Origin of the sequence: Streptomyces sp. DSM 41931, from assembly GCF_050271085.1 — a bacterium.
GTDB lineage: Bacteria > Actinomycetota > Actinomycetes > Streptomycetales > Streptomycetaceae > Streptomyces > Streptomyces albogriseolus.
The window spans coordinates 69,839-94,709 of the sequence record NZ_CP189902.1 but is presented as its reverse complement, the minus strand read 5'-3'; the positions used below and the strand labels follow the sequence as shown (position 1 = coordinate 94,709).

Annotated in this window: 29 protein-coding genes; 16 read left to right on the top strand and 13 right to left on the bottom strand. The window is 71.8% G+C overall.

Annotation, left to right across the window (positions count from 1 at the left end; genetic code table 11):
* The first annotated feature begins 151 nt into the window (after positions 1-151).
* The 3 genes from ACP7TJ_RS00490 to ACP7TJ_RS00480 all read left to right on the top strand — a co-directional run bounded on the left by ACP7TJ_RS00490 (position 152) and on the right by ACP7TJ_RS00480 (position 3,764).
* Positions 152-2,470 (top strand): FdhF/YdeP family oxidoreductase, encoded by a 2,319-nt coding sequence (locus tag ACP7TJ_RS00490; RefSeq protein WP_387584742.1) that lies wholly within the window; start codon positions 152-154, stop codon positions 2,468-2,470.
* A 67-nt stretch (positions 2,471-2,537) separates the two neighbouring features.
* On the top strand, positions 2,538-3,521 hold the full coding sequence (locus ACP7TJ_RS00485; protein ID WP_427761636.1) for a hypothetical protein: 984 nt from the start codon (positions 2,538-2,540) through the stop codon (positions 3,519-3,521).
* Positions 3,522-3,527: 6 nt separating this feature from the next.
* Positions 3,528-3,764 (top strand): hypothetical protein, encoded by a 237-nt coding sequence (locus ACP7TJ_RS00480; protein ID WP_427761634.1) that lies wholly within the window; start codon positions 3,528-3,530, stop codon positions 3,762-3,764.
* A gap of 18 nt (positions 3,765-3,782) precedes the next feature.
* Here ACP7TJ_RS00480 and ACP7TJ_RS00475 read toward each other — a convergent pair whose 3' ends face one another.
* Complete coding sequence (locus ACP7TJ_RS00475; RefSeq protein ID WP_370162240.1) at positions 3,783-4,394, bottom strand: TetR/AcrR family transcriptional regulator; 612 nt, start codon at positions 4,392-4,394, stop codon at positions 3,783-3,785.
* 95 nt (positions 4,395-4,489) lie between these two features.
* On the opposite strand from ACP7TJ_RS00475, the gene ACP7TJ_RS00470 reads away from it, so the two are divergent.
* The gene (locus ACP7TJ_RS00470) at positions 4,490-5,239 is read left to right on the top strand and encodes an SDR family oxidoreductase (RefSeq protein ID WP_093769622.1); all 750 of its coding nucleotides are present in this window, start codon (positions 4,490-4,492) and stop codon (positions 5,237-5,239) included.
* Between the two features lie 74 nt (positions 5,240-5,313).
* Here ACP7TJ_RS00470 and ACP7TJ_RS00465 read toward each other — a convergent pair whose 3' ends face one another.
* Entirely contained in the window at positions 5,314-6,177 is an 864-nt protein-coding gene (locus ACP7TJ_RS00465) for an SDR family NAD(P)-dependent oxidoreductase (RefSeq protein WP_427761631.1), read from the bottom strand.
* A 179-nt stretch (positions 6,178-6,356) separates the two neighbouring features.
* On the opposite strand from ACP7TJ_RS00465, the gene ACP7TJ_RS00460 reads away from it, so the two are divergent.
* The 5 genes from ACP7TJ_RS00460 to ACP7TJ_RS00440 all read left to right on the top strand — a co-directional run bounded on the left by ACP7TJ_RS00460 (position 6,357) and on the right by ACP7TJ_RS00440 (position 11,003).
* Complete coding sequence (locus ACP7TJ_RS00460) at positions 6,357-7,253, top strand: helix-turn-helix transcriptional regulator (protein ID WP_427761629.1); 897 nt, start codon at positions 6,357-6,359, stop codon at positions 7,251-7,253.
* A 149-nt stretch (positions 7,254-7,402) separates the two neighbouring features.
* Positions 7,403-8,539, top strand: a complete 1,137-nt coding sequence (locus ACP7TJ_RS00455) for a serine hydrolase domain-containing protein (protein ID WP_427767241.1) — start codon at positions 7,403-7,405, stop codon at positions 8,537-8,539.
* 118 nt (positions 8,540-8,657) lie between these two features.
* Positions 8,658-9,497 (top strand): patatin-like phospholipase family protein, encoded by an 840-nt coding sequence (locus ACP7TJ_RS00450; RefSeq protein ID WP_367495284.1) that lies wholly within the window; start codon positions 8,658-8,660, stop codon positions 9,495-9,497.
* A gap of 88 nt (positions 9,498-9,585) precedes the next feature.
* Positions 9,586-10,407 (top strand): nucleotidyltransferase domain-containing protein, encoded by an 822-nt coding sequence (locus ACP7TJ_RS00445; RefSeq protein WP_189909306.1) that lies wholly within the window; start codon positions 9,586-9,588, stop codon positions 10,405-10,407.
* A gap of 122 nt (positions 10,408-10,529) precedes the next feature.
* A complete protein-coding gene (locus ACP7TJ_RS00440) occupies positions 10,530-11,003 on the top strand; it encodes an SRPBCC family protein (protein ID WP_093769616.1) in 474 nt (157 codons plus the stop codon).
* Between the two features lie 102 nt (positions 11,004-11,105).
* Here the strand turns inward: ACP7TJ_RS00440 and ACP7TJ_RS00435 are convergent, their stop codons facing one another.
* Positions 11,106-11,597 (bottom strand): hemerythrin domain-containing protein, encoded by a 492-nt coding sequence (locus ACP7TJ_RS00435; protein WP_189909307.1) that lies wholly within the window; start codon positions 11,595-11,597, stop codon positions 11,106-11,108.
* 278 nt (positions 11,598-11,875) lie between these two features.
* Here ACP7TJ_RS00435 and ACP7TJ_RS00430 point away from each other — a divergent pair, with 278 nt between their 5' ends.
* Positions 11,876-13,252 carry an APC family permease gene (locus ACP7TJ_RS00430; RefSeq protein WP_189909309.1) on the top strand — a complete coding sequence of 459 codons (1,377 nt, stop codon included), beginning with the start codon at positions 11,876-11,878 and terminating at the stop codon, positions 13,250-13,252.
* A 27-nt stretch (positions 13,253-13,279) separates the two neighbouring features.
* Here ACP7TJ_RS00430 and ACP7TJ_RS00425 read toward each other — a convergent pair whose 3' ends face one another.
* Complete coding sequence (locus ACP7TJ_RS00425) at positions 13,280-13,789, bottom strand: DinB family protein (protein WP_093769613.1); 510 nt, start codon at positions 13,787-13,789, stop codon at positions 13,280-13,282.
* Positions 13,790-13,873: 84 nt separating this feature from the next.
* A complete protein-coding gene (locus ACP7TJ_RS00420) occupies positions 13,874-14,635 on the bottom strand; it encodes an SDR family NAD(P)-dependent oxidoreductase (protein WP_367495287.1) in 762 nt (253 codons plus the stop codon).
* Positions 14,636-14,925: 290 nt separating this feature from the next.
* On the opposite strand from ACP7TJ_RS00420, the gene ACP7TJ_RS00415 reads away from it, so the two are divergent.
* Together ACP7TJ_RS00415 and ACP7TJ_RS00410 are read left to right on the top strand one after the other, a co-directional pair.
* A complete protein-coding gene (locus tag ACP7TJ_RS00415) occupies positions 14,926-15,906 on the top strand; it encodes a sporulation protein (protein ID WP_427761624.1) in 981 nt (326 codons plus the stop codon).
* A gap of 108 nt (positions 15,907-16,014) precedes the next feature.
* Positions 16,015-16,470, top strand: a complete 456-nt coding sequence (locus ACP7TJ_RS00410) for a tellurite resistance TerB family protein (RefSeq protein WP_189909312.1) — start codon at positions 16,015-16,017, stop codon at positions 16,468-16,470.
* A gap of 63 nt (positions 16,471-16,533) precedes the next feature.
* Here the strand turns inward: ACP7TJ_RS00410 and ACP7TJ_RS00405 are convergent, their stop codons facing one another.
* Both ACP7TJ_RS00405 and ACP7TJ_RS00400 read right to left on the bottom strand, forming a co-directional pair.
* Positions 16,534-17,478: a M56 family metallopeptidase gene (locus ACP7TJ_RS00405; protein ID WP_266394211.1), complete on the bottom strand. Its 945-nt coding sequence runs from the start codon at positions 17,476-17,478 to the stop codon at positions 16,534-16,536.
* A gap of 6 nt (positions 17,479-17,484) precedes the next feature.
* Positions 17,485-17,874 (bottom strand): BlaI/MecI/CopY family transcriptional regulator, encoded by a 390-nt coding sequence (locus ACP7TJ_RS00400; protein WP_167744784.1) that lies wholly within the window; start codon positions 17,872-17,874, stop codon positions 17,485-17,487.
* Between the two features lie 211 nt (positions 17,875-18,085).
* Here ACP7TJ_RS00400 and ACP7TJ_RS00395 point away from each other — a divergent pair, with 211 nt between their 5' ends.
* Complete coding sequence (locus tag ACP7TJ_RS00395) at positions 18,086-18,661, top strand: TerD family protein (protein ID WP_093769608.1); 576 nt, start codon at positions 18,086-18,088, stop codon at positions 18,659-18,661.
* A 28-nt stretch (positions 18,662-18,689) separates the two neighbouring features.
* Entirely contained in the window at positions 18,690-18,929 is a 240-nt protein-coding gene (locus ACP7TJ_RS00390) for a twin-arginine translocase TatA/TatE family subunit (RefSeq protein WP_093769607.1), read from the top strand.
* Positions 18,930-18,959: 30 nt separating this feature from the next.
* Here ACP7TJ_RS00390 and ACP7TJ_RS00385 read toward each other — a convergent pair whose 3' ends face one another.
* Together ACP7TJ_RS00385 and ACP7TJ_RS00380 are read right to left on the bottom strand one after the other, a co-directional pair.
* Positions 18,960-19,355, bottom strand: coding sequence for a GNAT family N-acetyltransferase (locus tag ACP7TJ_RS00385; protein ID WP_093769606.1), 396 nt, complete (start codon positions 19,353-19,355; stop codon positions 18,960-18,962).
* Positions 19,352-19,801: a DUF2199 domain-containing protein gene (locus tag ACP7TJ_RS00380; RefSeq protein ID WP_244354005.1), complete on the bottom strand. Its 450-nt coding sequence runs from the start codon at positions 19,799-19,801 to the stop codon at positions 19,352-19,354. The genes ACP7TJ_RS00385 and ACP7TJ_RS00380 overlap by 4 nt, the downstream gene beginning before the upstream one ends.
* A 222-nt stretch (positions 19,802-20,023) precedes the next feature.
* Between ACP7TJ_RS00380 and ACP7TJ_RS00375 the strand changes: the two genes are divergently transcribed.
* Positions 20,024-20,770, top strand: a complete 747-nt coding sequence (locus tag ACP7TJ_RS00375; protein ID WP_427761620.1) for a hypothetical protein — start codon at positions 20,024-20,026, stop codon at positions 20,768-20,770.
* 87 nt (positions 20,771-20,857) lie between these two features.
* Here the strand turns inward: ACP7TJ_RS00375 and ACP7TJ_RS00370 are convergent, their stop codons facing one another.
* The 4 genes from ACP7TJ_RS00370 to ACP7TJ_RS00355 form a co-directional block, all read right to left on the bottom strand.
* A complete protein-coding gene (locus ACP7TJ_RS00370) occupies positions 20,858-21,049 on the bottom strand; it encodes a CbrC family protein (RefSeq protein ID WP_107308689.1) in 192 nt (63 codons plus the stop codon).
* 63 nt (positions 21,050-21,112) lie between these two features.
* Positions 21,113-22,174, bottom strand: a complete 1,062-nt coding sequence (locus ACP7TJ_RS00365) for a protein kinase family protein (protein WP_427767237.1) — start codon at positions 22,172-22,174, stop codon at positions 21,113-21,115.
* A 51-nt stretch (positions 22,175-22,225) separates the two neighbouring features.
* Positions 22,226-23,254, bottom strand: coding sequence for a S66 family peptidase (locus ACP7TJ_RS00360; RefSeq protein WP_427761618.1), 1,029 nt, complete (start codon positions 23,252-23,254; stop codon positions 22,226-22,228).
* 44 nt (positions 23,255-23,298) lie between these two features.
* Complete coding sequence (locus ACP7TJ_RS00355; protein ID WP_367495291.1) at positions 23,299-24,339, bottom strand: helix-turn-helix transcriptional regulator; 1,041 nt, start codon at positions 24,337-24,339, stop codon at positions 23,299-23,301.
* 114 nt (positions 24,340-24,453) lie between these two features.
* On the opposite strand from ACP7TJ_RS00355, the gene ACP7TJ_RS00350 reads away from it, so the two are divergent.
* A complete protein-coding gene (locus tag ACP7TJ_RS00350; RefSeq protein ID WP_266394196.1) occupies positions 24,454-24,849 on the top strand; it encodes a RidA family protein in 396 nt (131 codons plus the stop codon).
* Positions 24,850-24,871 lie beyond the last annotated feature (22 nt).

The window sequence follows — 24,871 nt, the reverse complement described above, 5'->3', positions numbered from 1 at the left end:
TTCCCCCGGCCGCCGAAGGGGAACCCGAGCCCCGCGCTTCCCCCTGGCCGCACGGCGGCCGGGGCCACCCCGTCGGCGGAAGATCATGTGGCAGCCCCCCAGCGGGAGCGTGAGACTGGAGGGTGTCCGCGTGTCCGGTGAAGGAGAGTCCATGCCCGAGCGGCCCGACGACGGTTCCCAGGAGCGGCTCACCGTGACACCGCCCAAGAAATGGGCCACGGGAGCGCCCGCGGTGATGCACGCGCTGGAGTACTCCCTCGAACAGACCACCCCCGTGCGCACCGGCCAGACGCTGCTGACGATGAACCAGGTCGACGGCATCGACTGCCCCGGGTGCGCCTGGGCCGACCCGGCCCCGGGACAGCGGCACCGCAACGAGTACTGCGAGAACGGCGCCAAGCACATCAACGACGAGGCGACCACCCGCCGCATCACCCGCGACTTCTTCCGCGAACACCCGGTGTCCGAGCTCGCCCGCCGCTCCGACAAGTGGCTCAACGACCAGGGCCGGCTCACCGAACCCATGGTCAAGCGGCCCGACTCCGACCACTACGAGCCGATCAGCTGGCACGACGCCTTCGGACTGCTCGCCCAGGAACTCACCTCCCTGGACTCGCCCGACGAGGCCGTCTTCTACACCTCGGGCCGCGCCAGCAACGAAGCCGCCTTCGTGCTCCAGCTGTTCGCCCGCGCCTTCGGCACCAACAACCTGCCCGACTGCAGCAACCTCTGCCACGAGTCCAGCGGCCACGCCCTGCACGAGACGCTCGGCACCGGCAAGGGCACGGTCAGCCTGGAGGACCTGCACCACGCCGACCTGATCTTCGTCGTGGGGCAGAACCCCGGCTCCAACCACCCCCGCCAGCTCTCCGCGCTGGAGGAGGCCAAGCGCAACGGCGCCCGTATCATCGCGGTCAACCCGCTGCCCGAGGCCGGGCTGCTGCGGTTCAAGAACCCCCAGAAGCCGCGCGGCATCATCGGCCGCGGCACGCCGATCGCCGACCGGTTCCTGCAGATCCGCGTCGGCGGCGACCTCGCCCTCTTCCAGGGCCTCAACCGGCTGCTCCTGGAGGCCGAGGACGCCCGCCCCGGCACCGTGCTCGACCACGACTACATCCGGAACAACACCGACGGTTTTGAAGCGTTCGCCCGGCACATCCGTTCCGTCGACTGGGACGACATCACCGCCGCGACCGGCCTCACCCGCCAGGAGATCGAGCAGGTCCGCGACGACGTGCTGCGCTCCGAACGCGTCATCGTCTGCTGGGCGATGGGCATCACCCAGCACAAGCACGCGGTGCCCACCATCCGCGAGTTCGTCAACTTCCTCATGCTGCGCGGCAATCTCGGCAGGGCAGGCGCCGGCGCCTGCCCCGTGCGCGGCCACAGCAACGTGCAGGGCGACCGGACCATGGGCATCTGGGAGCGGATGCCGGACGCCTTCCTGGACGACCTGCAGAAGGAGTTCGGCTTCGATCCGCCGCGCCACCACGGATATGACTCGGTCAACGCGATCCGCGCGATGCTCGAGGGGCGCGTCAAGTTCTTCCTCTCCCTCGCCGGCAACTTCGTCCGCGCCGCGCCCGACAGCATGGTCACCGAGGAGGCCATGCGGGCCTGCCGGCTCACCGCCCACATCTCCACCAAGCTCAACCGGACGCACACCGTCTGCGGACGGACCGCGCTGATCCTGCCCACCCTCGGCCGCACCGAACGCGACGTGCAGTCCGGGGGCGAGCAGTTCGTCACCGTGGAGAACTCGATGAGCGAGGTGCACACCTCGCGCGGACGCCTCCAGCCGGCCTCCCCGCTGCTGCTCAGCGAGGTCGCCATCCTCTGCCGCCTCGCCCACCGCACCCTCGCGGGGCGCGGCCCCGACATCCCCTGGGGCGCGTTCGAGTCGGACTACGGCGAGATCCGCGAACGCATCTCCCGTATCGTGCCGGGGCTGCACGACTTCAACCGGCGCGTGGTGCGCCCGGGAGGCATCCGGCTGCCCAACGCCGTCAACGAGGGCGTGTTCCACACCGAGGTCGGCAAGGCGCGGTTCACCCGCAACGAGCACGAGGCGCCCAGCGTCCCCGACGGCCACCTGCTGCTGCAGACGCTGCGTTCCCACGACCAGTGGAACACCGTGCCGTACACGGACAACGACCGCTACCGCGGCATCCACGGCAGCAGGCGCGTCGTCCTCGTCAACCCCGACGACCTCAGCGAGCTGGGCCTGGCCGACGGGGACCGCGTCGACCTGGTGGGGGTGTGGAAGGACGGCTCGGAGCGGCGCGCCGACGGCTTCACGATCGTCGCGTACCCGACGAAGACCGGGACGGCGGCCGCCTACTACCCGGAGACCAACGTCCTGGTGCCCCTGGACAGCGTCGCCGACGGCAGCAACCAGCCCGCCTCCAAGAGCGTGATCGTCCGCCTGGAGCCCGCGCCCCGCCCGGCGCCGGCCGCGGTCCCGGGCTGACCGTGCGGCGGCGCGCGGCCCGCCGCAGGATGGGAACCGGGGGGCCGGCGACCCGGGAGGTGCGGTGATGGGCGACAACGCCGACGACACCGAGCACGACGACACCGAGTACGAAGCCTACGAGGTGGGTGACGAGGAGACCGTCCCCCGGCCTCCGGCCACCCCCACGGACACGGACGTGTTCCTCGACGTCCCGCTGCTCAAGGTCGACGAGATCGACCTGGACGTCGAGGATCTCCGCGCCCATGTGTCGCTCCAGGCCGAGGTGCTCGACCTGCTGAGACTCAGCGTCGGCGCCGACGTCTCCCTCGGCCGGGTGCACCTGGGCATCTCGGGGGTGGAGGCCCAGGCGCAGCTCAGGGTGCGGCTCGACAACGTGGCCGTGATCGTCAACCGGGTGCTCACCACCGTGGACCGCAACCCGGAGATCCTCACCGAACTGGCCCGGGGCGTGAGCGCCGCCGTGCGGGACGTCGGCGGCGGAGCCCGTGAGGCCGTGGGCGCGGTGGGCGCGGGCGCCGGACAGGCCGTCCAGGACGTCGGAGCCGGCGCGGGCGGCGCGGTGCGGGACGTGGGCCGGGGCGCGGGCGGAGCCGTCGAGGAGGTCGGCCGGGGCGCCGGAGGCGCGGTGCGCGACGTCGGCGCGGGAGCCGGGGGCGCCGTGCGGGACGTCGGAGCGGGAGCCGGGGAGGCCGTTCAGGAAGTGGGCGGTGGGGTCGGCGCGGTCGCGGAGGACGTCGGACGCGGTGCCGGGTCGGCCGTGGAAGAGGCCGGCGGGGGAGTGGGACGTACCGTCGAGGACGTCGGCGCGAAGGCGGGTCAGGTCGTCGAGGGTGCGGGGGAGACCGTCACCGGGGCGGCCGGGCAGGTCGCGGACACCCCGGGGCGAGCGGCGGCGCCCGCGCGCAAGGCGACCCGGTCGGCCGCGAAGAAGCGCACGGCGGCCGAGGGCGGCACCCGCACACGCCGGGTGCGTGGCGAGGACGGCAAGCTGCCTCCGAGACCGGCCCGGCGGCGCGCGCCCGCGGAGGAACCCGAAGAGCCACCCTGAACGCCCGTGACGGAAGAGCCCGGGACGGACATCACCCTGCACACGACGGTCCACGCGGACCGCCTCCGCTTCACCGCCCCGCCCCGCACCGCCGTCCGCTTCCCGGGCACGGGCGAGCGCACGTCGGTCAGCCGGAGCGACCGCACGAACCTCCCGGACACGGTCGAGCCGGACGTGGACTACCACGACGTCACCGTCCGCTACCGCCTGGAGACGGGCCTGCGGGAACCCCCGCCGAACTGACCAGGCGCCCCAGGGCCGTCAGGTGAGCGGCCAGGTGCGCAGCGCCGCCTCCGCCATGGCCTGGAGTTCGTCGCGGCCGATCCCGCTCGCGGCCTGGACGGCGATGCCGAAGGCCAGGGTGGTCACATAGCGGGCGAGGAGCGCGGGGTCGGCGCCGGGCGGCAGGTCGCCGTCGGCGACGGCCCGTTCGAAGCGCTCGCGCACGCTGCCGCAGCCGTCGTTGCGCCAGGCGGCGAGCAGGTCGCGCACCCCCTGCCCGGCGTCGCTGGTGCTCAGGGCGCCCTGCACGCCCAGACATCCCCGGGGAGGGGACGGGCGGGTGGTGGTCCGCACGGTCCCGGCGAGGATCGCGGTCGCGACCTCACGGGCCGTCGGCTCCTGTAGAGCGCGGGCGAGATAGCCGCCGGGGCCCTCGGTGTAGCGCTCCAGTGCCCTGCGGAACAGCTCCTCCTTGTTGCCGAAGGCCGCGTACATGCTCGTGGTGGAGATGCCCATCGCCCGCGTCAGGGTGGCGAGGCTGGCGCCTTCGTAGCCGTGCTCCCAGAAGACGAGCATGGCCTTCTCCAGCGCTTCCTCGGCGTCGAATCCCCGGGGCCGGCCGGTCGGATTCCTGCTCTGTTCGGTTCGCACCCCCGCAGCCTACCTCTTCCGCATCGATCACTTCAGAAGTGCTACGGTTCGACTTCCGCATCGATCGATGCGGAAATGGGGAAGGGAACCTCCGCATGGGACTGCTCCAGGACAAGACCGCCCTCGTCACCGGCGGCGCGGGCGGCATCGGGCTGGCCGCCGCCACCCGGATGGCGGCCGAGGGCGCGCATGTCTTCGTCACCGGCCGCCGCAAGACCGAACTCGACGCGGCGGTCGAGGCGATCGGCCCCGCCGCCACCGGCATCGTGGGGGACATCGCCGATCCGGCCGACCTCGACCGTCTGTACGAAGCGATCGCCGGCCGAGGACGGGGCCTGGACGTGCTGTTCGCCAACGCCGCCGTCGCAGAGTTCGCGTCGCTCGCGCAGATCACCGAGGAGCACGTCGACCGGCTCTTCGGCATCAACGTGCGCGGCACGCTGTTCACCGTCCAGAAGGCGCTGCCGCTGCTCAACGACGGCGCCTCGGTGATCCTCAACGGCTCCACCAACGCCGACGCCGGCGCCGAGGCGTTCGGCGTCTACGCGGCCTCCAAGGCGGCCGTCCGCTCCTTCGCCCGTACCTGGGCCAACGAGCTGAAGGGCCGTGGCATCCGGGTCAACACGGTCACGCCGGGCCCGACCGACACGCCGGGTCTTTCGGGGCTGGCCGCCGGCGAGGAGGCGGCCGCCGAGTTCCGACGGACCTTCGCCGCGCAGGTGCCGCTGGGCAGGATCGCCCGCCCGGAGGAGGTGGCCGCCGCGGTGGTCTTCCTCGCCTCCGGCCAGAGCAGCTTCGTCACCGGCTCCAGCCTGTACGTCGACGGCGGCCTCAACCAGATCTGACCTCCGGCCCGGCGGGGTGCGTCACGAACGGGGCGGGCCCGCCGCGGCCGGCGGACCCGCCCCGTCCCGAGGGATCACGCGGCGGCGGGGTGGTCCGTCGCCGGAGCCGTCGCGGCCGTGGCGTCCAGGTTGGCCGTCAGGGCCTGCACCTTGGAGGTGGCGTAGGCGTGCGAGTCGCTGCCCAGCAGCTGACGCAGCGGGCCCTCGCCGGTGACGACGCGGTCGATCACGGCGGCCGCGCCCTTCACCGGGTCGCCGAGCTGCTTGCCCTGGAGTTCCAGGTGCTGGGCGACCATCTGGCGGATCGCCGGGTAGTGGTCGGTCGTCGCCTCCGGCAGCGCCAGGGAGTCACGGGTGAGGAAGTCCGTGCGGAAGTAGCCCGGTTCGACGATCGTGACGTCGACGCCGAATTCCGCGACCTCCGCCGCGAGGGCCTCGCTGAGCCCCTCCAGGGCGAACTTGCCCGCGCAGTACAGCGCCCAGCCGGGCACGGCCGTCAGACCGAGGACGGACGACACGTTCACGATGTGCCCCGACCGCTGCCCGCGGAGCACCGGCAGGGCCGCGCGCAGCACGTTCCACACGCCGGCGACCTGCACGTCGAGCATGTCGCGCACGTCCCGGTCGCCGGTCTCCTCGACGGCGGCGAGGTAGCCGTAGCCGGCGTTGTTGACGACGACGTCCAGGCCGCCGAAGCGCTCGGTGGTCTTCCGCACGGCGGCCGCCACCTGCTCCTCGTCGCGCAGGTCGACGGTGAGGGGCAGCAGCCGGGAGGTGTCGACGCCCTCGCCGAGGGCCGCCAGCAGCCGCTCGGTGGACCGGGTGGTCGCGGTGACCGCGTCGCCGCGCTCCAGCAGCTGCCTGACCAGGTCCAGTCCCAGACCGCGGGAGGTGCCGGTGACGAACCAGGTGGCGGGTCGGTCGGTGGGGTAGGCCATGATGCTCAGTCCTTGTGTCGGGAGGGGATTCGGATCCGCTCTTCGCGGCCGGTGACTCCAGAGTGGGCCGCGGAACCACCCCGTGGGCCGACGTACCGGGCACGGCGGGGACCCGGACGCGGCAACCCAGGACTCGGAGGGCCAGGTTGCGCGGACCCCGATGAGCCACACTGGAGGACGTGGCTGAGACGAACCGTGAACTGGCCGACTTCCTGCGCAGGGCGCGGGCACAGGTCGATCCCTCGCGGGCCGGCCTCCCCCCGGACAGCCGGGTCCGCCGCGTGCCGGGCCTGCGCCGTGAGGAGGTCGCCCTGCTCGCCGGGGTGTCCACCGACTACTACACCCGCCTCGAACAGGGCCGCCGTATCACCCCGTCGCCCGCCGTCGTCGAGGCCCTCGGACGCGCCCTCGACCTCGACGAGGCCGGCCGGGCCCACCTCCAGGACCTTTTCGGCCTCACCGCGCCCTCCGCGCGCGGCTCCCGGCGTCCGCCCGCCGTGCAGCGTCTGCGCCCCGGACTGCACCAGCTGATCGACGCGCTCGACGGCGAGCCCGCGCTGGTCCTCGGCCGGCGCACCGACATCCTCGCCGCCAACCGCATGGCGCGCGCCCTCTTCGCCGACTTCGAGCGCAAGCCGCGCCCGGAGCGCAACTACGCGCGCTGGATGTTTCTCGACGAGGCGGCCCGTGACCTGTTCACCGACTGGGAGGACCAGGCCCGCACCGCCGTGGAGAGCCTGCGCCTCGAAGTGGGCCGCGACCCCCACGACCGCGCGACCACCGAGCTGATCGCCGAACTGCGCGAGCGCAGCGCCGACTTCGACCGCTGGTGGGAACAGCACCGGGTCCACCAGCGCACCCACGGCTCCAAGCGACTGCGCCACCCCCTCGTCGGCGACCTGACCGTCGCGTACGAGACCCTCACGCTGCCGGGGGACCCCGACACCACCCTCTTCGTCTACACCTGCGAGGAGGGCTCGCCGTCGAAGCGGGCCCTGGATCTGCTGGCCGGCTGGGCCCTCACGGGACCGCCCGCCGCGACCGGCACCCAGGAGCAGCACCGCGGGCCTTCCTGACGGCCCGGACCCGGCCGGGTGCGCCGTGGTAGCGCTGGGGGTACCGCGATTCGGGGGCCGGCACGACTGACTCCCCGGTGCCGGCACCGGCATCGTTACCGGTGCCGACCCACGGAGAAGGAGTGCCGGTGCCACGGAACAAGAAGTCCATCTTGCGCGGAAGTCTGCTCGTCGTCGCGGCCGCGTGCCTGCTGAGCACCACGGTCACGGGCGCCGCGGAGGCGGACCCGCCCCCGCGCCCGCCCCTCCAGCGAAGCCTCGACCGGCTGGTGACGGAGGAGAAGTTCCCGGCCGCGCTCGCCTGGACCAGCGAGGACGGCCGTACCACCTCGCTGGTCGCGGGGTCTTCGCGGCTCGACCGCAGGGCGCCGGTCCCGCACGACGGGCAGGTGCGGGCGGGCAGCAACACCAAGACCTTCACCGCCGTCGTGATGCTGCAACTGGTCGCGGAGGGCAAGGCCGCGCTGGACGCGCCCGTCGAGCGGTACCTCCCCGGACTCGTGCGCGGCAAGGGCATCGACGCCCGGAAGATCACCGTCCGGCACCTGCTCCAGCACACCAGCGGGCTGCCCAACTACACGGAGCACATAGGGCTGGAGCACTTCGAGAAGGTTCAGCACCGCTTCTTCCACCCGCACGACCTGCTCGCCGCGGCGCTGGCCCACCCGGCGACGTCCGCCCCCGGCGCCAAGTGGGAGTACAGCAACACCAATTATCTGCTCGCCGGACTGATCATCGAGCGGGTGACCGGGCGCCCCGTGCAGGAGGAGATCACCGAACGCGTGATCAACAAGGCGCGCCTGCGCCATACCTACTGGCCCCAGCCCGGCGACCGGAGCATCCGCGGACCGCACCCGCACGGCTACGCCCTGGCGCGCCTCGACGGCGACCGGGTGGTCGACGCCACCGAGATGGACCCCTCCTGGGGCGGCGCGGCCGGACAGCTGATCTCCACCCCGAGCGACCTGGCCCGCTTCACCCGCGCCCTGCTCGACGGCGAGCTCCTGCCGCCCGAGCAGCTCGCGGAGATGCGCAGGACGGTCGACGCCCCCGTGCTGCCGGGGTGGCGTTACGGACTGGGCATCGTCAGCGTCCCGCTGAGCTGCGGCGGCGTGTACTGGGGACACGGCGGCGACATCGACGGCTACGAGACCCGCGGCGGCGCCACGGACGACGGCCGCTCCGTCGGTCTGGCGGTGACCGCGCTGCCGGGGACGTTCGGCGGCGACGAGGAGAAGGCGGCGCTGGCGGTGATGGACGCCGTCGACACGGCGTTCTGCGAGTGACGACCGCCTGCCGGGCCGCTCATGGGGAGTGCTCCCCGTTTCGCTGGTAGGCTTCCCGGCATGAAACGGGGATTGGCCCCCGTTTCATGTCCGCCGTGGGCGGGGGAGGGGAGGAGCCGTGCCCGACAAGGCTCTCGTACTGGGCGGCGGCGGACCGGTGGGCGGAGCCTGGCTGACGGGGATGCTCGCCGGTCTCACCGAGGCCGGCGTCGCTCTCGACGCCGCCGACGTCCTGATCGGCACCTCCGCCGGCGCCGTCTTCGGCGCACGCCTCCGCTGCGGCACCCCGGCCGCCGAGCTGTACGAGCGCCAGCTGTCCGGCGCCGACGCCGTCCGCCTGCCGGTGACCGCACGCATGACGGCACGCTACCTCTGGGCCGCCCTCGGCTCCCGCGACCCCGGGCGCTCCGTCGCCCGGCTGGGCCGGACGGCGCTGCGTGCGCGCACCGGACCCGAGTCGGACGTGTTCGACACGGTCGGCCGGCTCCTCGGCGAGGCGCGCGACTGGCCGGAGCGCGAGCTGCGCGTCACCGCCGTCGACGCCCGGACCGGGGAGGTGGAGGCGTTCGGCGCGCGCTCCGGGGTGACGCTGCTCGAAGCGGTCGCGGCCAGTTGCGCCGTCCCCGTCGTCTGGCCTCCGGTCACCGTGGCGGGCCGCCGCTGGATGGACGGGGGCAGCCGCTCCACCGCCAACCTCCCTCTCGCGCGGGGCAGCCGGCGGGTGCTGGCCGTCGTGCCGATCCCGCGGGCGGTGGGCCCGCACCCGAGCGCTTCCGAAGAGGCCGCGCGGCTGACCGGGGACGGCGCACGCGTCGTACTGCTGTGCCCGGACGAGGACGCCCGCCGCGCGATGGGCCGCGACATGGCCGACACCGCACGCGGACCGGCGGCGGCGCGGGCAGGGTACGAGCAGGCCCTCCGGGCCGTCGCCGAGGTGGCCGACGCGTGGGGTCACTGACACACCAGGGGCGCGCGGGGTCGTCGACACCCGCGACGGAACGGAAACGCGGTCGCAGCCCCGCGCCCCGTTCGGCACACTCGGCCCGATGGACGAGATCTCTCTCATCGCGCACCGTCTGCAGCAGGTCGACGGAGTCGTCGCGGTCGCCCTCGGCGGCAGCCGCGCCCGCGGTACGCACCGCCCCGACTCGGACGTCGACCTGGGCCTGTACTACCGGGCTCCGCTCGACACCGCGGCCCTGCGCCGGCTGGCCGCCGAGCTGTCCGGGGCCACGGCGGAGGTGACCGAACCGGGCGGCTGGGGCCCCTGGGTGAACGGCGGCGCCTGGCTGACCGTCGACGGCACCCCCGTCGACTGGATCTACCGCGACCTGGACCGCGTGCACCGCGTCTGGCGGCAGTGCCGGGACGGACACGTCGAGACCGGGCTCCAGGCCGGCCACCCGTACGGCTTCTCCTCCCACACGTACGCCGGGGAGGTGGCCCTCGCCCGCGTCCTCACCGACCCCACCGGCGAACTGACCGCCCTGCGGGACGAGATCCGCTCCGGGTATCCCCGGCCGTTGCGGAACACCCTGGTGGGCCAGGCGCGTTGGGAGGCGCCGTTCACCCTGGCCGTCGCCCGCAAGGGCGTTCCCCGCGGTGACGCGTTCCATGTCGCCGGCTGCCTCCACCGTGCGGTCGGGCTCCTCGTGCACGCCCTGCACGCCGACGCCGGCGGCTGGGTGCTCAACGAGAAGGACGCGGTCCGCTCGGCAGGGGCACTCCCCGCCGCCCCCGCCGGCTTCACCGCCCGTGCCCACGCCCTGTTCGGCACGCTCGACGCGGCCCCGGACCGCCTCACGGCCGCGATCGACGACGCCGACCGGCTGGCCGCCGACGTCCTGCACGCGCTCCCCCCGGAGTGAGCCGGCCACAACTCGGATCTTTCAGGTGCGGTCCGCGGGGTACCCGCCGTCCCGGACGACCCGTACAGGGAGCCGACGTGCCCGGCACGCCGGCCCTTCGAGCACAGAAACCAGGAGGATCCATGAGCACGGTCAAGGAAACGGTCGACGTGAACGTCCCCGTCCGCCGGGCCTACGACCAGTGGACGCAGTTCGAGGACTTCCCGCGCTTCATGGAGGGCGTCGAGGAGGTGACACAGCTCGACGACCGGCACAACCACTGGACCACCAAGATCGCTGGTGTGAAGCGTGAGTTCGACACGGAGATCGTGGACCAGCTCGTCGACGACCGGGTCACCTGGCGGACCGTCGGGGGCGAGACGCAGCAGCGCGGGTCGGTGCGGTTCGAGCCGCTGGACGACACGCACACCCGAGTGGAACTCACCATGGACGTCGAGCCCACCGGCATGGCGGAGAAGGGCGCGGACGCCCTGGGCGTCATCGACCGCCGGGTCAAGGGGGACCTGCACCGCTTCAAGGAGTACGTCGAGAAGGGCGGCAGCGGGGGCGGCTGGCACGGCCGCATCCGCCCGGAGAACCCGGCCGCCGGTCACTGACACCCGGCGGACCCCCGGACACACGAAAGGCCGACCCTCCCCGCGGATGCGGGAGGGCCGGCCTTTTCGTACGGCGTGCGGCCGGACGGGCCCGGACGTGCGTCAGGACTCGACGATCTTGCGGACGTTGTCCACCGAACCGCAGCCGGACCTCAGCTGCCGCTCCCGCTCCTCCCGGAACGCCCTGCCCAGCTCCTCACGCCGCTCCGCCGACACGTTCTCCCGGGCGCCGTTGAGAATCGTGCGCTCCTCCTCGTCGGCGTGGTGCGTGACGGCCTCGACGAGCTTCTCCAGCTTCTCGTCCCACTCGTCGCCCCCGATCTCCTCCACCTCGAGCAGCGCCAGCAGGGCCTGGTTGCCCTCGTCGTGCTCCTCCTCGCCGTGCTCGACCTCGTCGTCCTCGATGTTCTTGTACCGCTTCAGCGCGGGGTAGACCTTGGACTCCTCGGCCAGCGCGTGCGCGATCAGCAGGTCCGAGAACTCGCGCAGCGCGGCGCCCCGGTCGTCCTCGACACTGCGCATCCGGCGGAACAGATCCTCCATGCGGCGGTGGTCCTGGAGGATGAGCTCGACGACGTCGGATGTCTCGGGCATGGGACTGCACTCCTTCAGTTGAGCGGACTCGGCGGTTACCGATTGCCCCGTCCCGCCGGTCTGAGTACTCCCGATTTCCGCCGGATCCCTCACCGGGCCCACCGGGCGCTCACCGGTGGACGGACCGGTGACCTCGCAGATGTCTGCCGCCGGCCGCGGACGACCCGCCCGCGTCCCGTGTCCTGTGTGACGCGGCCCATGCTCCCCGCCGCCGCATGGCGAGCGTGTTCTCGCCGGTACGGGGGACACGGTGCGGTATGGCGAGACGAGTCGGTGCAATGACAGGGACGCGGACGGGTGCGCAGGGAACGGCACAGGAGCCGACGGCCCTCAAGCGCGCGCTGACGACGCCGCTGCTGTACTTCTTCATCCTGGGCGACGTGCTCGGCGCCGGTGTGTACGTCCTGGTCGGACAGGTCGCCGCCGACGCCGGGGGAGCGGTGTGGGTACCCCTCGTCGTCGCCCTGCTGCTGGCGCTGCTGACCGCCGCCTCGTACGCCGAGCTGGCGACGAAGTATCCGCGGGCCGGCGGCGCCTCCCACTACGCGACGCGCGCCTTCGGACCGTTCGCCGGCTTCGTCGCGGGCTTCTGCATGCTCGCCGCCGGCATCGTCTCCGTGGCGGCCCTCGCCCGCGGCTTCGGCGGCGACTACCTGTCGGCCTTCGTGACCCTGCCCGTGGGCCTGGTCGCCGTGGTCTTCCTGGGCCTGCTGGCACTGGTCAACGCCCGCGGCATCAAGGAGTCCACCCGGGCCAACGTCGTCGCCACCGTCGTCGAGGTGGGAGGCCTGGCCGTCGTCGTCGTGCTCGGCGCGTGGCTGCTGCTGCGCGGCGACGGCGACCCCGGACGCCTCACCGACCTCGGCACGCCGGAGAAGGGCGCGGCGGCCGCCGTGCTCAGCGGCGCCGTCCTGGCGTACTACTCCTTCGTCGGGTTCGAGACCTCGGTGAACGTCGCCGAGGAGACCCGCGACCCGCGCCGCTCCTACCCGCGCGCCCTGTTCGGCGCGCTGGCCACCGCCGGCGCCGTGTACGTGCTGGTCGGCCTGGCCGCGTCCGCCGCCGTGCCGACCGACCGGCTGGCCGGCTCCAGCGGGCCGCTGCTCGAGGTGGTGAAGGAGGCGGGCGGTGTGCCGCCCGAGCTGTTCAGCGTCATCGCGCTCGTCGCCGTGGCCAACGGCGCCCTGCTCACCGGCATCATGTCCTCCCGCCTCGCCTACGGCATGGCCAGGGACGGACTGCTGCCGGGCGCGCTGACCAGGGTGCTGCCGGGCCGCCGCACCCCGTGGGCCGCCATCGCGGTCACCACCGGGCCGGCGATGCTCCTCGCCCTCACCGGCAGCGTCGCCACCCTCGCGTCCACCCTGGTCCTGCTGCTGCTCGTCGTCTTCCTCATGGTCAACACCGCGGTGCTGGTGCTGCGCCGCGACCCGGGGAAGGCCGGCCACTTCCGCACGCCGGTCGTCCTGCCGGTGCTGGGCATCGCGTCGTGCGTCCTGCTCGCCACGCAGATCGAGGCGGCGGTGTGGCTGCGCGGTCTGGCGATCATGGCGGTCGGCACGGTGCTGGCCGCGATCGGCGCGGCGCGGCGCTCGCGGCGGGGGGACGAGGGCGCGGGGCAGCCCGCGGACGTGGAGGCGTCGCGGCCCGGCTGACCGTGGCCCCGGGACGGGCGCCGGCCGTCAGGCGCCCACGGTCCCGTCGACGCCCTCGCGCAGGAAGTCGGCGTGCCCGTTGTGACGGGCGTACTCCAGCAGGACGTGCAGCATCACCATCCGCAGCGACACGTCCTCGCCCCACCTCGGCTGATGTCCGGCCTGGTCGAGGGAGGCCGCCTCCCGTTCGACCCGGCGCGAGTTCTCCACCTCCGCCTCCCACGCCGTGAACGCCTCCCGCCTGGTCGACGCGTCGGCGTCGTACGCGGCCTGGAAGTCGACCGTGTCCGACCAGACCATGGGCGCGTCGTTGTCCTGGAACACCCGGCGGAACCAGGCGCGTTCCACCTCGGCCATGTGCCGCACCAGCCCGAGCAGCGACAGCGTGGACGGCGGCATCGACCGCTGCCGCAGCTCCTCGTCGCTCAGCCCTTCGCACTTCATGGCGAGCGTCGCCCGGTGGTAGTCGAGGAAGGCGCGCAGCGTCTCGCGCTCGCTGCCGAAAAGGGGCGGTCCGACCCGGCTGTCGCTCGTCACGGCGATGCACTCCTTCGCGTAGGCGGGCGTACGAGTATGCCGCCCCGCGGCACGCACCCCGTCGGGGGGCCCGTGCCGGCCGTGTCAGAGATGATGACCGCCCGAGACCTCGATGTTCTGGCCGGTGATCCAGCGCCCCTCCTCGGACACGAGTGCCGCGACGGCCGTGCCGATGTCGTCGGGCTCCCCGATCCGCCCGAGTGCGAAATGCCGTGCCAGCTCCGGGACGATCTCGGGGTGACGGGAGAAGGCGTCGTCGGCGAAGCGGGTGCGCGTGGCGCCGGGGGCGACGGAGTTGACGCGGATGCCGCGGGCGCCGAACTCCTTGGCCATGTACCGGGTGAGGACCATCAGGGCGCCCTTGAGGGAGGCGTAGACGGAGTAGCCCGGCTCGGTCACGTGCGGGAGGGCCGAGTTGCTGGTCACGTTGACGATCGCGGCGCCGTCGGCGAGCAGCGGCAGCAGGGTCTGTGTCAGGAAGAACGGGCCCTTGAACAGCCCCTCGGTCAGTCGGTCGAACGCCTGCTCGGTGGTGTCCTCGATCAAGGCCATCCCGGCGAACCCCGCGTTGTTGACCAGCTGGTCGAACGAGTCGCGCCCGAACGTCTCGCGCAGCACCCCGGCCACGGCATCGCGGAAGGCCGGGAAGCCGCCCGTGTCGGCGATGTCCAGCGGCAGTGCCACCGCGGTGCCGCCGAGCCGCTCGATCTCCCGGACGGTCTCCTTGGCGCCCTGTTCGTTGGAGCTGTAGGTCAGGACGACGCCGGAGCCGCGCCGCGCGATCTCGACGGCCGCACTGCGCCCGATGCCCGAGCTGGCGCCGGTGACGACGGCAACCTTCATCATGTGCTTCATCATGTGCCTCCCTGAGGCCGTGGAGCCCGGAAGCCCCGTACGGAAAGTGACACCTCCAGGCAATCGCGCGGCCGGCTCACGGGAAACAACGATCCTCCTCGGCTCTTGCTCGATCCTCCCCCGCGCCGTGCACCTGCGGGTTTTCGGCCGTTTCCGGCGACCCGTTCCTGATCACGCCGTTCCGGAGCGGGCCGCGCCCTATGCTTCTACGCGTCTGTAGAACGGCCCGTCGGGCGACGGGTCCGGTACACGCACGTACGCACAAAGGAGTGGACGCCGCCATGGTGTTCAAACGACTGCTCGGATCCCTCGGTGTGGGCGGCCCCACGGTCGACACGGTCCTCGACCCCGGAGCGGCCCGGCCCGGTGGCGCACTGACCGGCCAGGTCCTTCTCGAGGGCGGGCAGGCCGACTTCGACATCGAGCGCATCACCCTGGAGCTGGTGGCCCGGGTCGAGGCCGAGCACGACGAGGGGGAGAGCGAGGGCGTCGTCGCCTTCGAACGGTTCACCGTCGGCGGCGGCTTCCGTCTCGCCGCGGGCCAGCGGCAAAGCGTCCCCTTCACGGTGACGCTGCCGTGGGAGACGCCGGTCACCGAACTGTACGGGCAGCACCTCGGTGTCGTCCTCGGTGTACGCACCGAACTCGCGGTGGCCGGCGCCCGGGACAAGGGCGACCTGGACCCGCTGGACGTCGCCCCGCTGCCCGCCCAGGAGGCGATCCTCGAGGCGTTCGGTCAGCTCGGCTTCGGGTTCAGGTCCGCCGACCTCGAGTACGGCCGCATCGCGGGAACCGGCCAGCGACTGCCGTTCTACCAGGAGATCGAGCTCACCCCGGCGCCCCAGTACGCCCACCAGGTCGACGAGATCGAGGTGACCTTCCTGGCCGATCCGGGCGGCGTCGAGGTGGTCCTGGAGGCCGGCAAGCGCGGCGGTCTCTTCTCCGGCGGCCACGACGCGCTGACCCGCTTCACCGTCGGCCACCACGACTCCCGCGACTGGAACGCGGAAGTGGACGGCTGGGTCCGTCAGCTGATCGAGCAGCGGGCGGCGGCCGGACACCACGGCGCCCCGTACGCCGGTTCCGGCCACCTCGACCCTCACGACCACGGCGGTCACCACCGGAGCGGCCCCGGTATGGGCACCGCCGTCGCGGCGGGCGCCGCGGGCCTCGCCGTCGGTGTCGCCGGCGGAATGGTCGCCGCCGAAGTCGTCGACGAGATCGGCGACTTCTTCGAGGGCGACGAGGAGGACGAGGGCTGATCGGGACATCCGCCCTCCCGCTGATAACTTCTACAGTAATGTAGAAACACCGGGAGCCCGGACGACCCCCTTCCGTCCGGGCTCCCGCCCGACACGTACGGAGCTTCCATGGCCCTGTGGGACCGCCTCAAGGAGTCCGCATCGTCGATGCAGGCCCAGCTCATGGCGCAGAAGAACGACCTGAAGAGCGGCGCCTTCCGGGACGCCGGCATGGCGATGTGCGCGCTCGTCGCCGCCGCCGACGGCACCGTCGACCCCGCCGAGCGCCAACGCGTCGCCCAGCTCATCGCCACCAACGAGGTGCTGCGGAACTTCCCCGCCGACGACCTGCGCCGCCGTTTCGAGGACAACCTGGACAAGCTCACCACCGACTTCGCCTTCGGCAAGGTGAGCGTCATCCAGGAGATCGCCAAGGTGAAGAAGAAGCCCGCCGAGGCGCGGGCCGTGATCCAGATCGGCATCGTCATCGGCGGCGCCGACGGCGACTTCGACAAGGACGAGCAGGCCGTGGTCCGCGAGGCGTGCTACGCGCTGGGCCTGCCGCCCCACGAGTTCGACCTCTGACCGACCGCGGCAGACGGAGGGCCGGCACCGTCTCGGTGCCGGCCCTCCGCGCGTCATGGGCGGTTACAGCGGTGTCGCGGCGTGCAGGATGAGCACCATCGTCACCGCGGAGTTCGCGGACGACATCGCCGACACGACGGCTCCCGTGGCCGCGCCCCACGCCGCGACACCCACCGCCGTGAACAGCGAGGGCCATGTGCGCACCGCCGGGGCGGGCCCGAGCAGCGCGGCCACCCGGCGCGGCACCGGGCCCGCCGCGGCCAGACCGGCCAGACCGGCCGGCGTTGCGGACGGGGCGCCCCGGGACACCAGCGCCGCCTTGCCGATCGCACGGGCCACGGCACGGCGGCTGCCGACCGTCCGCGCCGCGTCCTCGTCCGCCCATCGCTCCGTCGTGTACGACACGGCCGTACGCAGCGGACGCAGGAACGGATTGGCCTGCGCGGCCAGCCGGACCGTGAGCAGGAAGCGGTGGTGACGGGCGGACAGATGCGCCCGCTCATGGGCGAACAACGCCCGGCGCTCGGCCGGTTCCAGGCACTCCAGCAGACCCGTCGTGACCACCACACGGTCCCGCCGGCCGCTACCGGGCAGCGCGTACGCGTACGGGGCGCCGTCCGGCAGGACGGCCACTTCCGTGTTCCGCAGCCCCGCCAGCGCCCGATGGGCCCGACGGCGCACCCGCGCGTGCCGCCACCACGTCCGGCCGCACACGACCAGCACGGCGAGCAGCGCGGGGATCGCCGCCTTGCCCGCCACCTCGTCGTACGGCACCGCCGCCCGCACCTCCGGGTCCGACCAGCCGTCGGGCAGCGGATTGCCGGGCAGCTGGGCGGTGCCGACCACCATCACCAGGGCGAGACAGAGCGTGCTGCACGCCGCCATCACCGCGGCCACCCCGGTCAGCAGCCGCGTCGCCGTGCGCGGATGCAGATGCTGCTCGGCGAGGCGCGCGATCGGCCACGCCGTCAGCGGCAGCACCAGCGGCAGAAAGACGAAGACCCCCATGAGGCTTCAGTCTTCCCCCTCGTGCCCCGCCGGACGCAACAGCTCCCGCAGCAGCCGCTCGTCGTCCGGCCCGAGGCCGGTCACGAAGCTGGCCAGCACGGCCTCACGGTCGCTCTCGGAGTCCAGCACCTTGCGCATCCGACGGGCGGCCAGACCGGCCTGGTCCAGCGCGCACGTCCAGGCGAACGACCGCCCTGCCCGCTCCCGCGTGACGGCGCCCTTGGCCAGCAGCCGGGTCAGAATGGTGATCACGGTCGTGTACGCGAGATCGCCCCCCAGCCGCTCCTGCACCCAGCCGGCGGTGGCCGGGCCGTCGGCCTCCTTCAGCGCCGACAGGACCAGAGCCTCCAGCTCACCCTGCCCCCGCCGCCGGGGACGCTGCCGCTGCCCGCCCACGTCCTGTCTCCCTCCTGCCGCCGTGCGTTTCCCGCGCGGACATCGTATAGACGCCCGCGGCCCGTCCGGCCGTGCGCCATGTACGGGCGCGGGAACCGGCGCACGTGATGTACGGTCCCATGCCCTGCCCCGTGATCTCTACAGTGATGTAGATTCTTAGCTCCGTACCCGAGCCGCGGGCCCGACCGCACCCGCCGAGAAGGAGCACACCGTGGGAGTTTCCCTGTCCAAGGGCGGCAACGTCTCACTCAGCAAGGAGGCGCCGGGTCTGACCGCCGTCCTGGTCGGCCTCGGCTGGGACGTCCGTACGACCACCGGAACCGACTACGACCTCGACGCGTCCGCCCTGCTTCTCGACGCCTCCGGCAGGGTGCTGTCGGACCAGCACTTCGTCTTCTACAACAACCTGCGCAGCCCCGACGGTTCGGTGGAGCACACGGGCGACAACCTCACCGGTGAGGGCGAGGGCGACGACGAGAGCGTCAAGGTGAACCTCGCGGCCGTGCCCGCCGAGGTCGACCGCATCGTGTTCCCCGTCTCCATCCACGACGCGGAGAACCGCGGCCAGAGCTTCGGCCAGGTCCGCAACGCCTTCATCCGCGTCGTCAACCAGAACGGCGGCGCGGAGATCGCCCGCTACGACCTCTCCGAGGACGCGTCCACCGAGACCGCGATGGTCTTCGGCGAGCTGTACCGCCACGGCGCCGAATGGAAGTTCCGCGCCGTGGGGCAGGGTTACGCTTCCGGCCTGGCCGGGATCGCCGCCGATTTCGGCGTGAACGTCTGACCCGGAGAGACAGAGGGAGCGGGAGACCATGTTCGGACTGAGCGAACTGGCCATCATCCTCATCGTCGTCATCGCGATCGTCCTGGCCAAGAAGGGCCCCGAACTGGCCCGCAACGCGGGCAAGTCGGCCCGCATCCTCAAGGCCGAGGCGCGCGCCATGAAGGAGGCGGAGGAACAACGGGCGACGGACACGCCTCCCCGGGTCATCCAGGGCGAGACGATCCCGAACCGCACGGAGCACCCGCCGACGGACGGTACGCGCCCGTAGTCTGCGAGGAAGGACGGCTGCCGGGACCGACTAGAGGGCGATCAGCCCGGCAGCCGTCGTCCGGAACCCGCAGGCGTCGAAGTAGAACGCCCGCAGGTGCTCCTCGAAGTCGACGTGCAGCCACTGACACCCGGCCGCTCGGCTCCCTTCGGCGGCGAGACGCACGAGCGAGGTCCCCACGCCGCCACCGCGACACCTCTCGGCCACGACGGTGTCCAACACGAAGGCATGGACCCCGCCGTCCCAGGCGACATTGACGAACCCGACCAACTCCGCGCCGTCCCGGGCACACACCCACCCGAGACTGTGCCGCTCCAGCCTGCCCCGCCAGTCGATCAGCCCGACGGGCCCGCCGAAGCCTTCGGCGTGCAAGGCGTTCAGGGCGTCGTTGTCGACCTGACCCCGCCACTCATACGTGACCGTCATGAGGGATGACGCACGGCTGCGGCGATCTCCCGCACCCGGTCCATGGTGATGCCGTTGCGCTGCTCGACGGCGAGGGGGTGCTCGGTCGGTTCGAGCTCGACGAAGGGACGCTCCCCGACGGGACGGGTGTGCACGAGCGTCTTGAGGTTGAGGGTGGTCTCGGGATAGACCATCAACTCGGTCGTCAACCAACCGAAGTATGGCTCCTCACTCTCCCGCCCGGGCTGGTCCCACAGATCCGCGGCTCGGGAGAAGTTGGCGCGGCTGAGCGACACCCAGACTCCCCAGGAGAAGACGTCGTCGGTACCGAGGACGGGTATCTCGACGAGCCCTTTGACGAAGTAGTGCTCGGCCCTGATCACGCATTGATCGGAGGACAGCAGACAGTCATCGGCGTGCGCGAACCCCGCATCCCACACGGCCGGCGCTTCGGCGGTGTAGTTCATCGGCAACTCTGGGTGTTGCGCCCCGCAGCCGCTGCAGGTAGATCCAAGATCACTGGTCATGAAGCGGCAGTGTATGACGTAGCCGAGAGCCGCTCGTGGAGGCGCCGGAACTGTTGGGGGTGGCCACGCCTGCCTCTGAGCTGAGCGTTTCGCGGACGCCACACCGCCCTTTTCTGTTCGTGAAGGCGACCACACACGGCGACGGAGGGGTTGAAGCAGTCGATGACCGATGACCCGCATCTGCGACGGTACGACTCCACGAAGGGCTTCGCCGTTGGCTTCCTCATCCCCGCGAGCGCTCCGCTGTCAGGGGCTGTGCTGGCCATCGTGCTCGACGTGGATTCTCCCCTGTGGGTCACAATCTCCGTGATCACCGTGGTTTTCCTGTTGGCCGTCTGGGTGACGGCTGCTTACAGCCGGGCGGCAACGATCCTCTACGAAGATCACATTCTGATTCGGACGGCGTTCAGGACGAGGGGCGTGGCGTGGGAAGACGTGCAGGAGATTCGCAATGAACGTAGTCCGGCTGCTCATCAGCACAACGTGCCGAAGCGGGTGATGGTGCTCTATGACCGTGGCGGGCGCATGTTCTTGCTGCCGCACCTCACTGAGTGGGCCGTGAGCTCCCTCGACACGGAGCTGGGAGTACTGCGCGATTCATGGATACGGCGGCGTGGGGAGGATTGGGAGCGGACCCCACAGGCCATTGCCAAGTTGAACGCAGTCACAGCCAAGTCCGAGAGGGCTGCCGAGCAGTTGGGTTTCCTTGCCGTCTGCGCGGGAGGTTGTGCCGTGTGGCCCGTGCTCGCGTTGTTCCTCACCGTGGGCCTCACCACGGACGTGTTGGACGGTGTCCCGGTGAACGTCCTGGTCCTTGTGCTCGTGGGCACCTTCCCGGCGGTAAGCCTCATGGTCTACATACCTCTGGCCCTGCGCCGCAGACGCCGCCGAACGTCACTCGATTCCTAGTATGCGTCCGCATAGGCGAGATGAGTACCGCACACCGTGCAGCGGAAGAGCACGGCACCGGCATCGCCGCCCATCTAGGTCGAGAAGTCACCGAACTGAGATAGGGCCTTGGGTACTTTCAATGCACCACGGGCAGAAGGGCCCGTCGACCTCGTGTGCGGTGTAGAAGTCGGCCGTGTAGATCCGTCCCCTGCTGCGCTCGCAGCACACGCACCTGCCGGCGGACGTCCGGATCGACCCGGTGGCTACGGGGTCCGGGTGATAGCGGAAGGTGGGCAAGCCGTCTGGTCCTGGTTGATCTCCTCGAAGGCCGCCTGCTAATGCATGGAAAACCCTGACTCCTCACTGATCACACATCTCAAGTCTTTCCCGGACCGCCGCGAACGGAAAAGGCACCGTCCGGCTCTCCGTCCGGAACCGCTGACAGAAGTCCCCCATCGTCTCCGCGACCGGCGCGTACCGCGCGACCACGTCAGCGATCGCGGTCGGCATCTGCCGTGGGCGGACCCCTTTCGCGCACGCGCGCACGAACGCTCTGCGTTCCTCCGGTTCGTGTCCGAGCAGAGCCACGGTCAGCCAGTTCACGAGATGCGTGACGGCGTAGCACCGATCGTAGATGCGGTGGTGCTCAAGGAAGTCCGCTTCAGCCCGGGCCAGTTCGAAACGAGAGGAGAACGCGAGGCCGAAGTCGGTGAAGAAGAGCCGGCGGCCGTCCGTGAGGATGTTCTCGAAGTGGGCGTCGAAATGCAGCAGCCCGCCTGCGTTCATGAACGCGATGCCCGCTCTCAGCTCGTCGTCCACCATGGCGCATGCCCGCTCGGCGGTCTCCTCGTCGGCGCTCATCCGCTCACCGAGCCAGTCGTGCAGGTTCCGCGGGAGGTATTCCATGAACAGGAGCAGACTCGCCGAGGACCGCTGCAGCGCTTCGATGCGGTGACGTACCTCTGCCCCGCCTCCCCAGTAGGCGACGGCCCGTTCCAGATCGGCCAGTTCCTCGGGGAGCGGCCGGCCGCTGTCCGTCAGCACCCGCCAGTGATGCAGCAACGGGAAGCCCTCGTACTGCCCCGCGATCACCCAGTCCGTCGTCATGCGGTGCGCGGCCAGCTCCCGCCAGGCGCCGAAGCCGGGGCCGCCGATCGTGCCGACTCCGTAGTGACAGAAGAGCGGCAGCTCGAAGAGGTTGCGCGTGGAGCGCAGATTCTCCGGCCGCCGCTCCAGATCGGTCAGGCGTACCTGCTTGACGAAGACCGGCGTACCGTCGACGTCCAGCAGGACCCGCTCTCCGCCGATGCCGGAGCCCAACGGCTGCCCGGCGTCCACGAGTTCACGTAACCCGCGGTCATCGCACAGGGCCAGCGAGGCGGAAACGGCACCATGGGCGGCCAGGCGGGCACCGCGGGACACGCCACCCTGTTCCACGCCGCCTCCCGATCGCTCCGTCACTCCGTCACCCGGTCACCGCAACGTCTGCGTCAGCGCACTCCGCCCCGCCGCGTGCACCACACGCCCGTACGCGCCGTTGACGATCGGCATGTACGGCGGGACGTGCCCGCATTCGACATCGGCGACGATCGGCACGTTCAGGGAGCCGAGCGCGTCGAGGACGGCCTCGTGCTGGGTGAGGGACGGGCTGTCCGGAGCCGCGGTCCGGCCGACCAGGACGGCGTTCGCACCCTCGAAGAACCCGGCGAGCTTCATACCGTGCAGATTGCGGCAGACGGTGAAGGCGTCGCTGTCGCACACCTCCACGTACACGAGCAGCCCCTCGGGTGCCATGTCGCGGGCGAACCCCGGCATGTCGAGATAGGGCGTCCCCGTGACATTGCACAGCACGTCGACGCAGCCGCCGATCAGCCTCCCCTCGGCCTCCACGTCCCCCGCGCCGTCCAGCCGGGTCCAGCCGCCCCGCGCGTCGAGCGTGTACTCCCGTACGTCGGGGAACGTGGCGTAGTCGTCGTAGCCGACGGTGCGGTGACGGCCGGGCGGTGTCTGCGTGAAGGACCGGCCCGACGGCGCGGCCACGATGTCGAACCACGACAGCAGCCCCTCCGGCACGCGGTACGGCGTGTCCATGAGGTTGTTGCCGTGGAGTGTCGCCGTACCGGTGAGCAGCGTGAGCGGGGTCATCAGGGTCGACATGTCGGAGAAGCCGACGACCCAGGTCGGCTCCGCCTCACGCAGCCGGTCCCAGTCCAGCAGCGGGATCAGGTCGATCGCGGTCTCCCCGCCCCACGGCGGCACGATCGCCTTGACGGTGGGGTCGGTCATCATCGACATGAACTCGCTCGCACGCTCGGCGGCCGAAGCGCTGACGTGACCCGAACCGTCCATGCACGTCCCGACGACGACCTCGTACCCCCGTGCCCGGATGTCACTGACGGCGACCTCCAGGCGCGCGCGTAGCGCCTCCGGGACCCCGCTCGACGGCGAGGTCACACCGACACGGTCACCGGGACGCAGAGGAGGCGGGTATCGCAGAGTCATGCGGCGATCCTGGCACGACGCAGTGCCGGGCCGACAGCAAGTTTTCACCGTCCCGGCGGCGTACCCCCGTCGCCCGAGAGGCCCCGCCCGGGACACGCCCGACTCGTCGTCCCGAGCGAGCGTTCGTACAGCGCCGCCACCTCCCTCGCCCGCTCACCCAGCCCCGCCCGCAACCACTCCGGAGCCAGCACCTCGACCCCCGGAGCGTGCTCCCACAGCGCCCATTCCGCATGCCGAGCGTCCTGGAAGACGAGCGTCATCCGCAGCCGGCCCTCCACGTCCGTCCCCTCGCCGGTCACCGCCAGAGCCGTGGCGGCCAGGCGGTCCCGACGCGCCGGATCCGCCCGCACCAGCACCTCCGTGGTGTCACCGCCTGTACGGAACCGCACCTCGCGCTCCCGCCAGGCTCGCTCCAGGTCGACGGAGTCCGAGCGCAGGGCCGGTTCGTCGAGCTGCTCGGCCGCCAGCACCCGGGACAGCCGGTACGTACGGTCCTCCGAACCCCGCCGGGCCAGCAGATAGCCCTGGTCCTTGACGGTGACGAGGCCGATCGGGTCCACGGTGCGCCACTTCGGGGACTGGTTCACCGCCGCGTAGTGGATGCGCAGCCGGTGCCCGCCGAAGACCGCCCGCCGCACCTGCGTCGCCACCGCGTCGGGCACCTCCTCCGGGGCAACCGGCCGGGCCAGCAGGTCCGTTTCCGGGTCGACCAGCAGCCGCTGCGCCGCGCCCGCGGCGGTCTCCCGCAGTCCGTCGGGCAGCGCGTCGACCACCTTGAGCACGGCCGAGGCGAGCGCCGACCCGAGGCCGAACAGCTGCGCCCCGCGCCGTGATCCGGCGACGAGGAGGGCGAGCGCCTCGTCGTGGGTCAGTCCGGTGAGCGCCGTGCGGAAGTCCGGCAGCAGCGCGAACCCGCCGTGCCGGCCGCGCTCCGCGTAGACCGGGACGCCCGCCGCGGACAGGGCCTCCATGTCCCGCAGCACGGTCCGGGGGGACACCTCCAGCTCGCGGGCGAGTGCCTCCGCGGTCATCCGGCCTCGCTGACGCAGCAGCAGCACGAGGGACACCAGCCGGTCGGCTCGCATGGAAAGGACCCTAACGAAATACATGACCGAAGATGTCACGTTTTCCTGCGAGGGTTCACCGCACGACGTCGAGGCAGTGCCAACCCACACGTTGACGATGGAGCAGATGCGGTGATGGAACGTAACGCGGTCAACCCCGTTTCGTGGTCGGTCGAGATGGGCTTCAACCAGGGAGAGGTCGTATCCGGGCACTCCCGCACCCTCTACATCTCCGGCCAGACCGCGATGAGCAAGGACGGCCAACCCGAGCACGACGGCGACATGGCGGCCCAGCTGGCGCTCGGCGTCGACAACGTCGAGGCGGTGCTCGCCGAGGCGGGCATGTCGCTGGCGAACCTCGTCCGGCTGAACGTCTACACGACCGACGTCGACCTGCTCTTCCAGCACTACGGAGTCCTGGCGGGCCGTCTCGGCGCCGCCGGCGTCGCGCCGACCACCACCATGCTCGGCGTGACCCGCCTGGCCGTCCCCGGTCAGATGGTGGAACTCGAAGGGACGGCAGTCGCGTAGCGCACCTTGACCTGTGGCGGCG

Excerpts from the sequence above, each read along its gene's own strand:
- ACP7TJ_RS00405 (WP_266394211.1), bottom strand. The coding sequence starts at position 17,478 with ATGGGGGTCTTCGTCTTTCTGCCGCTGGTGCTGCCGCTGACGGCGTGG.
- ACP7TJ_RS00380 (WP_244354005.1), bottom strand. The coding sequence starts at position 19,801 with ATGAACTACACCGCCGAAGCGCCGGCCGTGTGGGATGCGGGGTTCGCG.
- ACP7TJ_RS00385 (WP_093769606.1), bottom strand. The coding sequence starts at position 19,355 with ATGACGGTCACGTATGAGTGGCGGGGTCAGGTCGACAACGACGCCCTG.
- ACP7TJ_RS00470 (WP_093769622.1), top strand. The coding sequence starts at position 4,490 with ATGGGACTGCTCCAGGACAAGACCGCCCTCGTCACCGGCGGCGCGGGC.
- ACP7TJ_RS00485 (WP_427761636.1), top strand. The coding sequence starts at position 2,538 with ATGGGCGACAACGCCGACGACACCGAGCACGACGACACCGAGTACGAA.
- ACP7TJ_RS00445 (WP_189909306.1), top strand. The coding sequence starts at position 9,586 with ATGGACGAGATCTCTCTCATCGCGCACCGTCTGCAGCAGGTCGACGGA.
- ACP7TJ_RS00390 (WP_093769607.1), top strand. The coding sequence starts at position 18,690 with ATGTTCGGACTGAGCGAACTGGCCATCATCCTCATCGTCGTCATCGCG.
- ACP7TJ_RS00410 (WP_189909312.1), top strand. The coding sequence starts at position 16,015 with ATGGCCCTGTGGGACCGCCTCAAGGAGTCCGCATCGTCGATGCAGGCC.
- ACP7TJ_RS00430 (WP_189909309.1), top strand. The coding sequence starts at position 11,876 with ATGACAGGGACGCGGACGGGTGCGCAGGGAACGGCACAGGAGCCGACG.
- ACP7TJ_RS00355 (WP_367495291.1), bottom strand. The coding sequence starts at position 24,339 with ATGCGAGCCGACCGGCTGGTGTCCCTCGTGCTGCTGCTGCGTCAGCGA.
- ACP7TJ_RS00435 (WP_189909307.1), bottom strand. The coding sequence starts at position 11,597 with ATGCCCGAGACATCCGACGTCGTCGAGCTCATCCTCCAGGACCACCGC.
- ACP7TJ_RS00465 (WP_427761631.1), bottom strand. The coding sequence starts at position 6,177 with ATGGCCTACCCCACCGACCGACCCGCCACCTGGTTCGTCACCGGCACC.
- ACP7TJ_RS00415 (WP_427761624.1), top strand. The coding sequence starts at position 14,926 with ATGGTGTTCAAACGACTGCTCGGATCCCTCGGTGTGGGCGGCCCCACG.
- ACP7TJ_RS00420 (WP_367495287.1), bottom strand. The coding sequence starts at position 14,635 with ATGATGAAGGTTGCCGTCGTCACCGGCGCCAGCTCGGGCATCGGGCGC.
- ACP7TJ_RS00375 (WP_427761620.1), top strand. The coding sequence starts at position 20,024 with ATGACCGATGACCCGCATCTGCGACGGTACGACTCCACGAAGGGCTTC.
- ACP7TJ_RS00360 (WP_427761618.1), bottom strand. The coding sequence starts at position 23,254 with ATGACTCTGCGATACCCGCCTCCTCTGCGTCCCGGTGACCGTGTCGGT.
- ACP7TJ_RS00350 (WP_266394196.1), top strand. The coding sequence starts at position 24,454 with ATGGAACGTAACGCGGTCAACCCCGTTTCGTGGTCGGTCGAGATGGGC.
- ACP7TJ_RS00440 (WP_093769616.1), top strand. The coding sequence starts at position 10,530 with ATGAGCACGGTCAAGGAAACGGTCGACGTGAACGTCCCCGTCCGCCGG.
- ACP7TJ_RS00490 (WP_387584742.1), top strand. The coding sequence starts at position 152 with ATGCCCGAGCGGCCCGACGACGGTTCCCAGGAGCGGCTCACCGTGACA.